This window comes from Janthinobacterium sp. BJB426 (genome assembly GCF_002735705.1).
In the GTDB taxonomy this organism is placed as follows: Bacteria; Pseudomonadota; Gammaproteobacteria; order Burkholderiales; family Burkholderiaceae_D; genus Janthinobacterium.
In genome coordinates this window covers 96,894-112,182 of the sequence record NZ_PDZL01000001.1, presented here as the reverse complement: position 1 = coordinate 112,182, position 15,289 = coordinate 96,894, and the positions used below count along the sequence as shown (strand labels likewise).

General features: G+C 62.5%; 13 protein-coding genes. 6 read left to right on the top strand and 7 right to left on the bottom strand.

Translation table 11 applies throughout. The annotated features are described in order from the left end of the window. Position 1: 1 nt before the first annotated feature. A complete protein-coding gene (locus CSQ93_RS00470) occupies positions 2-1,117 on the bottom strand; it encodes a porin (protein WP_233515969.1) in 1,116 nt (371 codons plus the stop codon). A gap of 225 nt (positions 1,118-1,342) precedes the next feature. Here CSQ93_RS00470 and CSQ93_RS00465 point away from each other — a divergent pair, with 225 nt between their 5' ends. Continuing rightward, a complete protein-coding gene (locus tag CSQ93_RS00465) occupies positions 1,343-2,260 on the top strand; it encodes a LysR family transcriptional regulator (protein ID WP_099376270.1) in 918 nt (305 codons plus the stop codon). A 92-nt stretch (positions 2,261-2,352) separates the two neighbouring features. Here the strand turns inward: CSQ93_RS00465 and rsmA are convergent, their stop codons facing one another. The 4 genes from rsmA to CSQ93_RS00445 form a co-directional block, all read right to left on the bottom strand. Beyond that, positions 2,353-3,132, bottom strand: a complete 780-nt coding sequence (gene rsmA, locus CSQ93_RS00460) for a 16S rRNA (adenine(1518)-N(6)/adenine(1519)-N(6))-dimethyltransferase RsmA (RefSeq protein WP_099376269.1) — start codon at positions 3,130-3,132, stop codon at positions 2,353-2,355. Between the two features lie 52 nt (positions 3,133-3,184). Then, positions 3,185-4,234, bottom strand: a complete 1,050-nt coding sequence (gene pdxA / locus CSQ93_RS00455) for a 4-hydroxythreonine-4-phosphate dehydrogenase PdxA (RefSeq protein ID WP_099376268.1) — start codon at positions 4,232-4,234, stop codon at positions 3,185-3,187. 19 nt (positions 4,235-4,253) lie between these two features. After that, positions 4,254-5,642 (bottom strand): peptidylprolyl isomerase, encoded by a 1,389-nt coding sequence (locus CSQ93_RS00450; RefSeq protein ID WP_233515968.1) that lies wholly within the window; start codon positions 5,640-5,642, stop codon positions 4,254-4,256. A 103-nt stretch (positions 5,643-5,745) separates the two neighbouring features. Further along, a complete protein-coding gene (locus CSQ93_RS00445; RefSeq protein ID WP_099376266.1) occupies positions 5,746-7,983 on the bottom strand; it encodes an LPS-assembly protein LptD in 2,238 nt (745 codons plus the stop codon). Positions 7,984-8,082: 99 nt separating this feature from the next. On the opposite strand from CSQ93_RS00445, the gene CSQ93_RS00440 reads away from it, so the two are divergent. The 5 genes from CSQ93_RS00440 to CSQ93_RS00420 all read left to right on the top strand — a co-directional run bounded on the left by CSQ93_RS00440 (position 8,083) and on the right by CSQ93_RS00420 (position 13,456). After that, entirely contained in the window at positions 8,083-9,150 is a 1,068-nt protein-coding gene (locus tag CSQ93_RS00440; protein WP_099376265.1) for an aminoglycoside phosphotransferase family protein, read from the top strand. Positions 9,151-9,193: 43 nt separating this feature from the next. Continuing rightward, positions 9,194-9,913 carry an N-acetylmuramate alpha-1-phosphate uridylyltransferase MurU gene (murU, locus tag CSQ93_RS00435; RefSeq protein ID WP_099376264.1) on the top strand — a complete coding sequence of 240 codons (720 nt, stop codon included), beginning with the start codon at positions 9,194-9,196 and terminating at the stop codon, positions 9,911-9,913. Then, on the top strand, positions 9,913-11,235 hold the full coding sequence (gene pepP, locus CSQ93_RS00430) for a Xaa-Pro aminopeptidase (RefSeq protein WP_199534222.1): 1,323 nt from the start codon (positions 9,913-9,915) through the stop codon (positions 11,233-11,235). The genes murU and pepP overlap by 1 nt, the downstream gene beginning before the upstream one ends. Positions 11,236-11,244: 9 nt before the next feature. Beyond that, positions 11,245-12,387, top strand: a complete 1,143-nt coding sequence (locus CSQ93_RS00425) for a UbiH/UbiF/VisC/COQ6 family ubiquinone biosynthesis hydroxylase (RefSeq protein WP_099376262.1) — start codon at positions 11,245-11,247, stop codon at positions 12,385-12,387. 115 nt (positions 12,388-12,502) lie between these two features. Continuing rightward, a complete protein-coding gene (locus CSQ93_RS00420) occupies positions 12,503-13,456 on the top strand; it encodes a GGDEF domain-containing protein (protein WP_099376261.1) in 954 nt (317 codons plus the stop codon). Between the two features lie 45 nt (positions 13,457-13,501). On the opposite strand, the gene CSQ93_RS00415 is transcribed toward CSQ93_RS00420, so the two are convergent. Together CSQ93_RS00415 and CSQ93_RS00410 are read right to left on the bottom strand one after the other, a co-directional pair. After that, entirely contained in the window at positions 13,502-14,956 is a 1,455-nt protein-coding gene (locus CSQ93_RS00415; RefSeq protein WP_099376260.1) for an NAD(P)(+) transhydrogenase (Re/Si-specific) subunit beta, read from the bottom strand. An 8-nt stretch (positions 14,957-14,964) separates the two neighbouring features. Further along, positions 14,965-15,279 carry an NAD(P) transhydrogenase subunit alpha gene (locus tag CSQ93_RS00410; RefSeq protein ID WP_034778841.1) on the bottom strand — a complete coding sequence of 105 codons (315 nt, stop codon included), beginning with the start codon at positions 15,277-15,279 and terminating at the stop codon, positions 14,965-14,967. Positions 15,280-15,289 lie beyond the last annotated feature (10 nt).

Sequence of the window (15,289 nt, the reverse complement as noted above, 5' to 3'; positions counted from 1 at the left end):
GTCAGAAATAATGTCGCATGCCGACGATCAGGACGCTTTGCGTCTTGCCGCCCGAGGCGCCAAAGCCGAACACGCGCGCGAATGTCGCATCGCCGGCCGCTTTCTGGTAGCTCCAGGTGATGGCGACATCGGTGCGCTTGGACAGGAAGTAATCGGCCTGGAAGTTGACCTGATGCCATTTCGGCGTCTTGTTGATCACGTCATATTTACCCGTGGTAAAGAAATACGACGCGCCCAGGTTCAACGCTTCCGTCAGCTTGTGGTTCACGTTCAAGTCCACGTTTTGCAGGGTCAGGTTGCTTTGGTCCAGGTAGTGGTAGCGCACGTTGGTGTACAGCGCACCAAACTTGGTCTTGCCCACATTATAAAAGCCTCCCGTGCCAGCGATGGCCTGGCTGTCCACGCCCGCCCCCTTGACGGCGCTCTTGTTGAAAATCAACAGGGAGCTGCCATAGTCATTGCCGATGGCGCCATTCGGTGCGTCCGGGCTGTTCGGGCGATCCATCTTGGTATAGGCGACGGCCCAGCTGAAGGCATCGACCTTGTAGCCGGCGCCCATGCTGTAGACGCGGTTGCGGTTGGAGTCTTCCGGGTTCTCGCTGAAACCGTACAAGCCCGTAAACGACAGGTTGCTGATGTTCGGGCTGACGTACTTGACGGCGTTTTGCACGCGCAAGTTGTTGTAGCCATTGTCGTTGTCGCCGATATGCACGCCGTTACTGGCGATGACCACCGGACCCAGCAGATCCTTGACAGCTTCGTACTGACGGCCCAGAGTCAGGGTACCCTTGTCGTTGCTGGACAAACCCACATACGACTGGCGGCCGAACAGGCGACCGCTTTGCGAGGCCGTGCCCGTCATCACGTTAAAACCGTTTTCCAGCACGAAGAGAGCCTTGGTGCCGTTGCCCAGGTCTTCCTGGCCGCGGAAACCGATGCGGGGATTCTGATTCGTGCCGCTCAGCGCATGCGTGCGGCTGCCATTACCCTCATCCGACACATAGCCGATACCGGCCGACAGCAAGCCATACACTTGCACGCTGCTTTGCGCCTGCGCCGCGCCCTGCGCCGCCAGCAAGCCACCCACTACCATCGTTCCCGTCATCCATTTGTTCATCGCCGCCACCCTAAAAAGAATAAACCCTGAGTTTTTTTGGAATTATTGTATTGATGCGTCCCTTGCATGGCGTGCCACCGCGAGTACCGGTGCCGCCTGGCAAGCGCTTCTCTGAAGATTGTTGCCTTCAAGACAAGTAAAGACCAGTCCAGAATATGGTAAATTGCGGGATAAGAAAATTTGTTTATTTTTATAAATCCATTACTTTTTCTAATAAGCAAACCCATGCATGAGTTGAGCAAGAAGATTTCCTTACGACATTTGCAAGCGTTTGCCACCCTAGCCCGGGTAAACAGCTTCAGCAAGGCTGCACAGGAATTGTGCGTGACCCAGCCGGCCCTCAGCGCGTCGATCAAGCTGCTGGAAAATCAACTGGGAAAAAAGTTGTTTAACCGCACAACCCACCAGCTGGAACTGACGCGCGAAGGCAAGCTGGCGCTCGATTACGCCACGCATTTATTGAATACGGCGAGCAACACGTTTGCCGATATCCAGCGTGCCATCGGCAGCGGCCGCCACCGCATCCGTATCGGCGCGATACCGTCCGCCATGGCGATGACGGCCGTGGTGGTGGCGCGCTACTGCGAGCAGCATGGCGATGAGGTGGAAATCGTCCTGTCGGACATGCCCAACGACGGCTTGCTGCACGCGCTGCATTCAGGCCAGCTGGACTTTTGCGTGGGCATCGAGGTGCCCGGCTCCGTGTCGCTGGAGAGCGTGGGCCTGTTCGAAGACGAGCTGGTGCTGGTGACAGCGGGACGCCATACGCTGGCGCCGCTCAAGGAAGTGCGCTGGGAGCAATTGGCGGGCCAGGAAATCGTCGTGTTCACCAAGGGCAGTATCTGGGAGTTCGCCTCGAGCGCGCTGCGCCAGCATGGCTTGAGCCCGTCGAGCCTGTACCAGATGATCCACAGCGAATCGCTGTACGGCGTGGTGCGCGCCGGCATCGCCGTGGGCATCATGCCCAGCCTGTACACGACCTTCCTCAACGACGAGGATTTGCATGTGGCGCCGCTGCGCCAGCCCACCTGCAAGCGCAAGATCGCCTTGATGCGGCGCAATGAAATCAGCCGCAACCACCATGTGGACGACTGTTTTTCAGCCCTGCGGCAAGATTTGCAGCAAGTCGACCAATGGTTTTAAATTAAGCCAGCACTGCCGGGGTCAGACCCCCGCTCACGTCGGCGCCTGCTCAGACGCCGGTGGTGGAGAGGGTCTGACCCCAGCCCTTGCCATTACTGCGGTGCTTTGAGCAGATTCGCCAAAGCAACATACTGCTCCAGCCCGACAGTTTCCGGGCGCAGGGTCGGATCGATGCCGGCCGCCTTGATCTGCTCTTCCGTAAACATGCCGGCCAGGCAGTTGCGGATCACCTTGCGGCGTTGCGAGAAGGCCTTCATGACCACCGCTTCCAGGGTAGCCTGGTCGCACGCCAGGCGCTCGGCCACGGGGATCATGCGCACGATGGCCGATTCCACTTTCGGCGGTGGGTCAAATGCTGTCGGCGGCACGATGAACAGCAAGGACATGTCATAGCGCCATTGCAGCATCACGGACAGGCGGCCATACGCCTTGCTGCCCGGCTCGGCTACCATGCGTTCGACGACTTCCTTTTGCAGCATGAAATGCTGGTCCAGCACCAGCGGCGCGAAATCCGCCAGGTGGAACAGCAACGGGCTGGAAATGTTGTACGGCAAGTTGCCCACGATGCGCAGCTTCTGGCCGGCCGGCACGGGGATTTTCGCGAAATCAAACTTCAGCGCGTCGCCCGAATGAATCGTCAGCTTGGCCGGATTGAAGGTCTTTTCCAGGCGCACGATCAGGTCGCGGTCCAGTTCGACCACATGCATCTGTTTCAAATGACGCAGCAACTGCTCCGTCATGGCACCCAGGCCGGGACCGATCTCGACCATGGCATCGTCCGGCTGCGGTGCGATGGCGGCCGTGATGTCGTCAAGGACGAAGCGGTCATGCAGGAAATTCTGGCCAAAGCGTTTGCGGGCAACGTGTTTCATATTCTGTTTTTCTATTCTAGAGGCGGTGTAGCGGGGTAAAACCGGTGGGCAGTCAGGCGCGGGTGCTGGCGCGCAGCATGTCGAGCGCCGTTTGCAGGGCTTGCTCCATGCTGTGGCAATCGGCCAGGCCGAGGCCCTGCGCGGCCAGGTCCAGCGCCGTACCGTGGTCGACCGAGGTGCGGATCAGCGGCAAGCCCAGGGTGATATTGATGCCGCGCCCGAATGTCGCGTATTTCAGCACGGGCAAGCCCTGGTCGTGGTACATGGCCAGCACGCAATCGGCATCGGCCAGGTACTTGTGCTGGAACAGGGTGTCGGCCGGATACGGGCCGCGCGCATCGATGCCGCGCGCTTGCGCCGCAGCAATCGCCGGTGCGATGACGTCGATTTCCTCGCGTCCCAGATACCCTCCCTCGCCCGCGTGCGGGTTCAGGCCGGTAACGAGGATGCGCGGTGCGGCGATGCCGAATTTCTGTTGCAAGTCCGTCTGGAGAATATCCAGGGTGACGGCCAGGCTGTCCATCGTGATGGCGGCAGACACGTCCTTCAAGGGCAGATGCGTGGTGGCCAGCGCCACGCGCAGGGTCGGTTCGCCATGGCCGGGTTCACCGGCCAGCATCATCACCACTTGCGGTGTATTGGTTTTTTCTGCCAGGTATTCCGTATGGCCTGAAAAGGCCACGCCGGCGTCGTTGATCGTGCTCTTTTGCAAGGGCGCCGTGACCATGGCACCAAACCAGCCGGCGGCTATACCTTCCACGGCCGCGTCCAGGGTCGCGAGCACGGAACGCCCGTTTTCCTTGTCGAGCACGCCAGGAATGACATTGTTCACCGTGGGAATATCGATCACGGCCAGGCGGCCCGGTCCGAACTGGGGCAGGCCACTGTTGCGCACGGCTTGCAGCGACAGCGCCGCCAGGCGGATATCCGGATCGATCAGGCTGGCCGTCAGCGCCAGGAAGGCGGCGTCGCCCAGCAGGATGCAGTTGACGTCATTGCGCATGGCCCAGGCCGCGCGTATGGAGATTTCCGGGCCGACACCAGCCGGTTCGCCACAAGTGATGGCGATGGCCGGGCGGCGTGCAGGGGGCAAGTTACTCATGCGCAATGAATCAACGGCATTACTGGTCGTCCGCGCGGAATTCGACGTAGGCACGGTCGCGCACTTCGCGCGCCCAGTTTTCCGTCGCTTCTTCCAGCTTGCGTTCGCGCAAGGCATTGCGTGCAGCGGCGCGCTGTTTCTCTTTCGAGACGTCGTCGCTCTTGCGTTCCAGCACTTCGATCAGGTGGAAGCCGAAGCTCGATTCGATCGGCTCGCTCACTTCGCCCGGTTTCAGCGCATTCATCGCCGTTTCAAATTCCGGCACGGTGTCGCCTGGATACAGCCAGCCCAGGTCGCCGCCCTTGGCAGCGGAACCGTCGTTCGAGAACAAGCGGGCCAGGTCTTCGAACTTGGCAGCCTTGTTATCGAGGCGCTCTTTCAATTCCAGCAATTTGCGCTTGGCTTCGGCAGCCGACAAGGTCGGCGTTATTTTCAGCAAGATATGGCGGGCATGCGTTTGCTGCACGGCAGCAACGGCTTGCGCCTCGGCAGCGCTGCGGCGGTCCACCAGCTTGAGGATGTGGAAACCCGTGTTGCTCTTGATGATAGGCGTGATCTGGCCAGGCTTCAGTTTCAGCAGTTGCTCCGTGAACAGGGGCGGCACGCGGTCGCTATGGCGCCAGCCGATATCGCCGCCGCTCAGCGCATCGCTGGCGTCGGAATAGGTGGCGGCCATCTTGGCGAAATCGGCGCCCGTGCGCAGCTGGCGGCTGACTTCTTCGGCGCGCGCGCGGCGCGCGGCGATCTGTTCAGGGCTGGAGTTTTCCGGAATGCGCACGAGAATCTGCGCCAGGTTCAGTTCCACCTGTTCGCTGGCGGCCGCTTTTTCCGCTTCCAGGAAGTTATCCACTTCGGAATCGGAAATCTGGATCTTGGCGTCGACTTCATGCTCGCGCAGGCGCTGCATGATGATTTCATCGCGGATTTCTTCGCGGAAAGTCGCAAACGGCGTGCCTTCCTTTTCCATCTGGTTGCGCAGTTCCTGCACCGTCATTTTTTGCTGTTCAGCAATACGGCCAATCGCGCGGTCCAGCGTCAGGTCGTCCACGCGCACGCCCATTTCCTTGGCCAGCTGCATTTGGGCGCGTTCAACAATCATGCGCTCCAGCAATTGACGACGCAGGTCGGCAGGATCGGGCAAGGGCACGTTCTGCGACTTCATGCGCTGCTCCACGCTCTTGATGCGGGCCGCCACTTCATTGCGCGTAATCACCTCGTCATTGACGACGACGGCGATGGAGTCGATGGTCTGGCCACTGCTCGAGGCAGGTGGCGTGAACCCCTTGGCCGGTGCCGCGGCAGCGGGCGTGGCGACAGGCGCTGGCGCAGCCTGTTGCGCCCAGACACTACTGGTCGTGGCGCCGGAAATGGCGCACAACAAAACCGTTGCAATTTTGAGTTGGTGCATACTGGCATTACGCATAATGTGTAGAGCGCTCATGAGTTCAGGTGAATAAAAAAACCGGTTTGTGCCAGCGCCGGGAACACCGGCGGCGGCAACGGTGCCTATCTTAACGGAGTGGCTGGCTCAGTGTCTGGTAACCAGGGATGGTTTTTGTAAAAGTTTCCAGGCCATTGGCGCCCAGGCCCAGGCCATTCGACAAGCCCGTCAATTCCAGCTGGAAGAAGATCGGCGTCGAAACAGTATTGGCCGTCGTCACGAAACGCTGCGCTCCCATGCGAAACACCCAGCAATCGCCCTTGTATTCCAGGCCGACCAGGCTTTCCAGCATGCTGCGATCCTTCAGGGAGTAACTGATGCGTCCCACGCCATACAGGCGGTCCGTCAACGGCCATTGCGTCGACACTTCCGCATTGCGCAAACTGCCACGCTGGAAACGATTACTGAAATTCAATACTTTCTTGACACCGGGCTGATATTGCAAGGTGTAGTTGTAGCTCATCAACTGGCGATCGCTGGGATTGTACTGTACCAGGCTGTCGACGGTCCAAGTCTCGGACACGCGGCCCGTTGCCGCCAGCAGGATATCCGAACGCGACTGGTTGACGGGCGTGGTCGAATTGAGCTGCACGCGCTGGTCGGCAAAATAGAAACGCTGGCCGAAGGTCAGGCGCATGCGCTCCGTGCCGTCCGTCTGCAGGAAGCGCGAGACGACGGCGGCCGTGACCTGGTTGGCATCGCCGATGCGGTCGCTGCCGACAAAACGGTTTTCCGTGAAGATCTGCGTCAGGTTGAAGGTGCCGTCGGCCGTATCGAATTTCGGAAACTGCGACTGGTCGCGGTACGGCGTGTAGACATAGAACAGGCGCGGCTCCAGCGTTTGCGTGCCGCCCTTGGCGCCAAACAGATTCGTGTCGCGCTCAAACACCAGGCCGCTGTCGACCGAGAAAGTCGGCACGGCGCGCGTAAACGAGGTATCCGGAAACAGCGCCTTGGTCCTGGCGTCATTGTCGAGCTGATACGCACTGGCATTGAGCATCAGCTTGGGCGTGATGAAGTAGCCAGGGCGCATGATGGGGAAACTCACTTGCGGCACGGCCACCAGGCGCGACCCTTGCACCAGGGTCGGGTGCGCAAAGCGCGTCGCTTCCGCGTCGAAGGTCCAGTCGAAACCGCCCCAGACGTCATATTTGCCAGCGTGGAAGTTCACCGCCGGCAAGCGGTCATACGGGCGCGGCACGGTCACCGTGGGATCGGGATCCTGCAGCACCTGGTAATTCTGCACGCGCGCCGTCAGGCTCCAGTCCTCGGTGCGGTAATCGGTGCGCAATTCGCGCAGCAACTGGCGCTCGGTGGCGGTGGCAACGGTTTTCGAGAAATCGTTCGGGTAATTATTGTCGGACGCCTCGCGCAAATCCCAGCTGTAACTCCAGCCCTTGGCCAGCGCCTGCTCATGCTTGGACTTGATCATGTAGCGGTTGGTCTTGGTCTGCTTGTCGTTAGGCAAGAACTCGAACGACGTCTCGCCCTGGTACAGGCCGGCATCCGTCTCGCCCATGTAGCGGCCCGTCGCACCGAGCTGGATGCCGCGCCGCTGGATGTAGCGCGGGTACAGGGTCAGGTCGCGGTTCGGCGCGATGTTCAGGTAATACGGCATCAGCAGCTCGAAACCGTTCTTCGAGGCAAAGCCCGGCGTGGGCGCCAGCCAGCCCGAGCGGCGCGCACCGGACAGCGAAAACGAGATGCCCGGCGTGCCCAGGATCGGCACGTCCTTGAAATAGATGATGGTCTTGCTGCCGGTACCCACGTCGCGGCCCGTATCGAGGTTCAAGGTGCTCGATTTCAGGTACCAGTCCGGATTCGGCCCTTCGCAGGTACTGTAAGTACCATCGATGACATTGGCTTCATCGGGGTTGATGAAGTCGACGCGCTCGGCCTTGCCCTGGCCGCCGCCCACTTCGAAGCGGTACGTCGGGTTGAGCAGGAAACCCTTGCCGGTCTCCATGTTCAGCTTCAGGACGTCGCCCGTGTAGTAATCGCCGAAACGCCACATCTTGATATGGCCCTCGGCGTCGAACTCATCTTCAACTTGTTTGTAACAAGCTGTATCGGCCGTCATTTTTGTGGTTTTTCCGCGCTCGATCACGACATTTTGATCGAGATTGAGCTCCCTTTCGGGGCGTCCCTTCATGCTGTTTGCCGTCATGACGGTGGGCGCGTCGGGATCTTCCACATGAACCGGACGCGGCGCTTTCTGGGCGTGGACAGGCACCGTCGTGGCGGCGACGAGCGCGCTGATGGCGAAAGCCCAGCGCTGCGAAGGGGGGGAGGCCGAAAACCAGCTCATGAATTGGAAGGGGCAAGCACCATTGACAGGCGATTTTTTGATTTGAATCCCTTATTATATGGGAATCTGCACCATCAACCCGATTCCACAGGCCGCTTAATGTCATTCTCCCCCAATTCCCCTGCCGCGCCGGCCTCCGCCGACGCTCGCCTGACCCTGTTGAAAGCCTGGTTGGCCCCCCTGAACCTCGTCGCGCCCGATTCCGCCCGCCCCGCTTCCAGCGATGCGAGCTTCCGCCGCTACTACCGCCTCGATGTCTTGCCCGGCAATACAACCTTGCCAGGAAAGACACTGATCGCCATGGATGCGCCGCCCGAGCGCGAAAACGTGCCCGCCTTTGTCAAGGTGGCCGGCTTGCTGAAAGGCGCCGGCGTGTCCGTGCCCGAGATCATCGCGCAAGACCTGGAGCAGGGCTTCCTGCTGCTCTCCGACCTGGGCACGACCACCTACCTCGATGCCCTGAACCACGACAACGCCAGCGTGCTGTACGCCGAAGCGCTCGAGTCGCTGATGAAAATCCAGCTGGCCAGCCAGCCGGACGTCTTGCCCGAATTCGACCGCGCCTTCATCCTGCGCGAAATGAATCTGTTCCCGGAATGGTTTATCGGCAAGCACCTGGGCGCCACCTTGACGGATGTGCAACAAACCCAGCTGGACAAGGTCTTCGAAGCCATCACGGCGAATATCTTGTCGCAGCAGCAAGTTTTCATGCACCGCGACTACCATTCTCGCAATTTGATGCACATCAACGATGGTTCACTCCCCAATCCCGGCATCCTCGACTTCCAGGACGCCGTCTTCGGCCCCGTCACCTACGACATCGCCTCGCTGCTGCGCGACGCGTATATCCAGTGGGATGAAGAACTGGTGCTCGACTGGGTGATCCGCTACTGGCAGCGCGCCAAGCAACTGGGCTTGCCCGTCAATCCCGACATCGACGCCTTCTACCGCGATTTCGAATTCACGGCCCTGCAACGCCATTTGAAAATTCTCGGCCTGTTCGCGCGCCTGAATTACCGCGACGGCAAGGATCTGTACATGGGCGACCTGCCAACCGTGCTCGACTACGTGCGCAAGACGGCCAACCGCTACACGGAACTCAAGCCGCTGGTGCGTTTGCTCGATGCCCTGGAGAATAAAACGCCGCAAGTTGGCTACACCTTCTGATCACTTCAGAGCAATTTACAATGAATCAGAAAACGAGTATTCCATGAAAGCCATGATCTTTGCCGCAGGCCGCGGTGAACGGATGCGTCCGCTTACCGATACCTGTCCCAAACCGCTGCTGAAAGTGCGCGGCCGTCCGCTGATCGTCTGGCACGTGCTGAACCTGGTGCGCGCCGGCATCACGGACATCGTCATCAACCATTCGCACCTGGGCCACCAGATCGAGGCAACCCTGGGCGATGGCAGCGCGTACGGCGCGCGCATCGCGTATTCGCCCGAGACCACGCCGCTGGAAACGGCAGGCGGCATCGCCCAGGCGCGCCACCTGCTGGGCGATGAACCCTTTCTCGCCATTTCCGGCGACATCTATTGCCCGTATTTCGACTTCAAGCAGGTACTCGACGTGCTGGCCGACAAGGACGTGCTGGGCACGCCGTATCCGGCCGACCAGCGCGACATCGCCTGGACTTACCTGGTGCCCAATCCCGACTTCCACCCACAGGGCGACTTCGGCCTGACCTTGTTCGCGATCAACAATACGGACGATACCAAGTGGACCTTCGCCAACATCGGCGTGTACCGTCCCGAGATGTTCGACGGCATTACGCCAGGCAGCCACGCCAAGCTGGGCGATTTGCTGCGCCGGTACGCGGACCAGGGCCGCGTGGGCGGCGAAGTCTATCCCGGCGAGTGGACGAATGTCGGCACGCCAGCGCAGCTCGACGTACTCAACGGCGTCACGGCCAAGGCCAGCGCAACATGATGGCCAACTACGCGGCCCGGCGCGCGGCGCTGCTGGCGCAGATGCTGCCGGGCAGCGTGGCCATCCTCGCCACGGCGCCCGAAGTGCCGCGCAACAGCGATTGCGATTATCCATACCGCCACGACAGCTATTTCTATTACCTGAGCGGCTTTACGGAACCCGACAGCGCCGTGGCCCTCGTGGCCGCCAGCGCCACGGCGCCCGCGCGCGCCATCCTGTTTTGCCGCGCCAAGAACACGGAGCGCGAAATCTGGGACGGTTTCCGCCACGGCCCCGAGGCGGCGCGCACGACGTTCGGCTTCGACGGCGCCTTCCCCATCGAGGAACTCGACGTGGAAATGACGCGCCTGCTGGCCGACGCCCCCGCCATTTACTATGCGCTGGGCGGCAGCCTCGATGCGCAGGTCAAGGTCTGGCTGCACAACGTGCGGCAAAAGGCCCGCAGCGGCGTCACGGCGCCCGCCATCGCGCATGACATCAACGGCATGCTCGACGCCATGCGCCTGCTGAAAGATACGGAAGAACAAGGCCTGATGCGCCGCGCGGCCGCCATTTCCAGCGCCGCCCACGTGCGCGCCATGCGCGCCACGCGGCCCGGCATGCACGAATACGCGCTCGAAGCGGAGCTGCTGTACGAATTTCGCCGCAGCGGCGCGCAATTCCCCGCGTATTCCTCCATCGTGGCCGGCGGCGGCAACGCCTGCATCCTGCATTACAGCGCCAACAACGCCGTGCTGCAGGACGGCGAGCTGGTGCTGATCGACGCCGGCTGCGAACTCGATGGCTACGCCTCCGACATCACGCGCACCTGGCCCGTCAACGGCCGCTTCAGCGGCCCGCAGCGGGCGCTGTATGAGCTGGTGCTGGCCGCGCAACAGGCAGCGCTGGACATGCTGCGCCCCGGCTTGCCGCACAGCGCCATCCACGAGGCGGCCGTGCAGGTGCTGGCGCAGGGCATGCTGGACCTGGGTTTGCTGGACCGGCAAAAAAGCGGCGGCGTGCAGGACGTCATCGCCGACAAGGCCTATATGCCCTTCTACATGCACGGCACCAGCCACTGGCTGGGCATGGACGTGCACGACGTGGGCGCCTACCGAGACACGGGTGCGCCAGGCAAGCCGTGGCGCGCGCTGGAAGTTGGCATGGTGCTGACGGTGGAACCGGGCATCTATGTGCGCCCCGGCGCGGGCGTGCCGGAGCAGTTCTGGCATACCGGCATCCGCATCGAAGACGACGTGCTGGTCACGCCGCAAGGCCATGAAGTCTTCAGCACGGCGCCCAAAAGCGTCGCTGAAATCGAACAACTGATGTCACAGGATTAACGCCGTCGCATGCATACACCGTCCACTTTCGATCTCGCCGTCTGCGGCGCCGGCCCCGTCGGCATGGCGCTGGCCGCCCTGCTGGTGCAGCGGGGCAGCCGCGCCGCCGGCATCGCCCTGCTCGACGCCAAATCGCTCGAGCAAGCCAGGCGCGACCCGCGCACCATCGCCCTGTCGCACGGCAGCCGCCAGATTCTCGAGGAAGCGGGCGCCTGGCCCGTGGAGGCGACACCTATCCACCAGATTCACGTCTCGCGCCGCGGCCAGTTCGGGCGCAGCCTGATGGACCGCAGCGAGCATGGCGTCGAGGCCCTCGGCTATGTAGCCCGTTACGGCGCCGTCGTCAGCGCGCTGGCCGACGTGTGCGAACGCCTGGGCGTGGCCAGCCTGCGCCCGGCCCTGGTGACGGGCAGCGTGGAAGACGCCGACGGCGTCTGCGTGCAGCTGGAACAGGATGGCGCCGCGTCGAGCTTGCGCGCCAGCCTGCTGGTGCAAGCCGAGGGAGGCCTGTTCGGCCAGCAGCAGGAACGCGCCGTCAGCCGCGATTATGGCCAAAGCGCCATCATTGCCCATGTGCGCACCAGCGATCCCGCCGCCCACCGCGCGTACGAGCGCTTCACCGATGAAGGCCCGCTGGCCCTGCTGCCGCAGGACGACGGCTACGCGCTGGTGTGGTGCGTGCCGCCCACGCGCGCCGAACAATTGCTGGCCCTCGACGACGCGGCCTTCCTGGCGCGCCTGGGCGCCGCCTTCGGCAGCCGCCTGGGACGCTTTAGCCACACGACGGCGCGCCTGGCCTATCCGCTGGGCCTGAACGCGCAGACGGGTGGCACGGCGCGCACGGTCGCCATCGGCAATGCGGCGCAAACCCTGCATCCGGTGGCGGGACAGGGCCTGAACCTGGGCTTGCGCGACGCCGCCGTGCTGGCCCGCGTGCTGGCGCAGGACAGCAGCCCGGCCGGGCTGGAACGCTACGCCAGCCTGCGCCAGGCAGACCGGGGGCTGACCGTGCGCGTGACCGACACCATGGCGCGCATCTTCACGGGCAGCGCGCCCACGCAAGGCTTGCTGGGCCTGTCGCTGGGCTTGCTGGACGCATTCCCGCCGGTACGCAAGGCACTGGCCGGATTGATGATGTACGGTCGCCGCTGAATCTTGACAATAAGGAAATAGCTGGGGCGAAAAAGAAACAGGCGGGCGATCCGGCATGGAGTAAACGGCCCGCGGATGCGACAATGGCTGTCACCTGGCTTTTGGCGACCGTTCCATGACAGATGCATTGCCCGCAGCACCGCCTGCCGCCCTTCCCGAAGTCCTCTTTTCCCGCCTGCTGGAAGACGCCCTCGACGCCGTCATCATCATCGACGAGCGGTGCCGCATCCGCTATATCAATGGCGCCATGCAGGCGCTGTCGGGCTATGCCAGCGGAGAATTGCTGGGGCAGACCCTGAACGGCCTGCTGCCCGACGCCGTCGGCGCCCAGCACGACAACCACGTGATCAACTACATCCGCAGCTCGCGCACCTCCAGCGTGCTGGGCAAGATACGCGAATTCGCCATCCGCCACCGCGACACGCAAATGATCCCCATCGAAATGAAGGCGCTGGACCTGGGCGTGGTCGACGGCATGCGCTATTTCGGCGCCTTCTTGCTCGACGTGCGCGAACGGCGCGAACTGGCGGCAAAAAACGCCAGCCTGCTGGCGCAGTTGGAACAGCAGGCGCTGCACGATGCGCTGACGTCGCTGCCCAACCGGCGCGCCTATGAAGCGCAGGCCGAGCAGGCGATGGCGCGCGCGGCGCGCAGCGGCGCCGCCCTGAGCGTGGGCGTGGCCGATCTCGACCATTTCAAAAAAATCAACGACCGCTATGGTCATGCCGTGGGCGACGCCGTGCTGCGCACGGTGGCGCAGGCGCTGCGCGACACGGGGCGCATCACCGACGTGGCGGCGCGCCTCGGTGGCGAGGAGTTCGGCCTGCTCTTCCCCGACGCCAGCCTGCAGCAGGCACACCAGGTGGCCGAGCGCATCCGCGCGGCCGTGGCAGCGGCGGTCACCGTGCTGCCCGACGGCGGTTCGCTGCACGTCACCATCAGCATCGGCGTGGCGCCGCTGGTACAAGGCGCCAGCCTGGACGCGGCCATCTCGGATGCCGACAAGGCGCTGTATGTCGCCAAGCACCAGGGACGCAACCAGGTCGTCGCGGCAGCGGCCGGCCAATAAAAACGGCCCGCGCAAGGCGGGCCGCTCGTCTTGCACCGAGAGACTTTACTCGATTGCCTTGACCATATCCTCGATCACCTTCTTGGCGTCGCCAAACACCATCATCGTGTTCGGCTGGTAGAACAGGTCGTTGTCCAGGCCCGCATAGCCGGACGCCATTGAACGCTTGTTGACGATGATACTCTTGGCTTTATACGCTTCCAGGATCGGCATGCCGGCGATCGGCGATTTCGGGTCTTTCGCCGCCGGGTTGACCACGTCGTTCGCACCCAGCACCAGCACCACGTCCGTCTGGCCGAATTCGCCGTTGATGTCTTCCATCTCGAAGACCTGGTCGTACGGCACTTCCGCCTCGGCCAGCAGCACGTTCATGTGGCCCGGCATGCGCCCTGCCACCGGATGGATCGCATACTTGACGGTGATGCCCTTGTGCGTGAGCTTTTCCACCAGTTCTTTCAACGAATGCTGCGCGCGCGCCACGGCCAGGCCGTAGCCGGGCACGATGATGACGGTTTCCGCATTGCCCATGATGAAGGCGGCGTCGTCGGCCGAACCCGATTTCACGGGACGCTGTTCCTGCGCGCCCGCCGCGCCTGCGGCCGGCGCATCGCCACCGAAGCCGCCCAGGATGACGTTGAAGAACGAACGGTTCATGGCCTTGCACATGATGTACGACAGGATCGCGCCGGACGAACCAACGAGCGAACCGGCGATGATCAGCATCGAATTATTCAGCGAAAAACCGATGCCGGCCGCGGCCCAGCCCGAGTAACTGTTGAGCATCGACACCACCACCGGCATGTCGGCGCCGCCGATGGGAATGATGATCAGCACGCCCAGCGCAAAGGCGATGACGGCCATGACGATGAACGGCGTCCACGCCGGTTCGACGCCGTCGGCGAAGCAGAACACCAGGCCCAGCGCGATCATCACCAGCGCCAGCACCAGGTTGAGCATGTGCTGGCCCTTGAAGCTGACGGGTGCACCCTGGAACAGGCGGAACTTGTATTTGCCCGACAGCTTGCCGAAGGCAATCACGGAACCGGAGAACGTGATGGCGCCGACAAAGGTGCCGATGAACAGCTCGAAGCGATTACCGATGGGCAGCGCCTCGCCGTTCTTGGCAATATTGAAGGCCCACGGTTCCGACACGGCCGCCACGGCGATGCACACGGCCGCCAGACCGATCAGCGAATGCATGGCCGCCACCAGTTCCGGCATCTTCGTCATTTCCACGGTTTTCGCCAGGTAGGCGCCGATGGCGCCGCCCGTGACGATGCCGATGATGACGAGGGTCAGGCCCATGCCGCCCGTCTGCTGTTCCTTCAGTTTCAGGATCAGCGCCACGGTGGTGACGGCGGCAATGGCCATGCCGCTCATGCCGAAGGCATTGCCGCGGCGCGCCGTCGAGGGCGACGACAGGCCTTTCAAGGCCTGGATGAAGCACACCGAGGCGATCAGGTACATCATCGTCACCAGGTTCATGGTGACGAAGCTCATGGCGTGACTCATTCTTTTGCTCCTTGCTTGGCTTTCGGTTCTTTTTTACGGAACATCTCGAGCATGCGCTGCGTGACGAGGAAGCCGCCAAACACGTTGACGGCGGCCAGCGCCACGGCCAGGGTGCCGGCCGCCTGCGCCAGCGGGCCTTGCGTCAGGCCGGCCGCCAGCATGGCGCCGACGATGATGATGGCGGAAATGGCATTGGTGACGGCCATCAGCGGCGTATGCAGCGCCGGTGTGACGGTCCAGACGACGTGGTAGCCGACATAAATGGCCAGCACGAAGATGATCAGGTTAATGATGGTGTGACTGATTTCCATGATGTTGTTC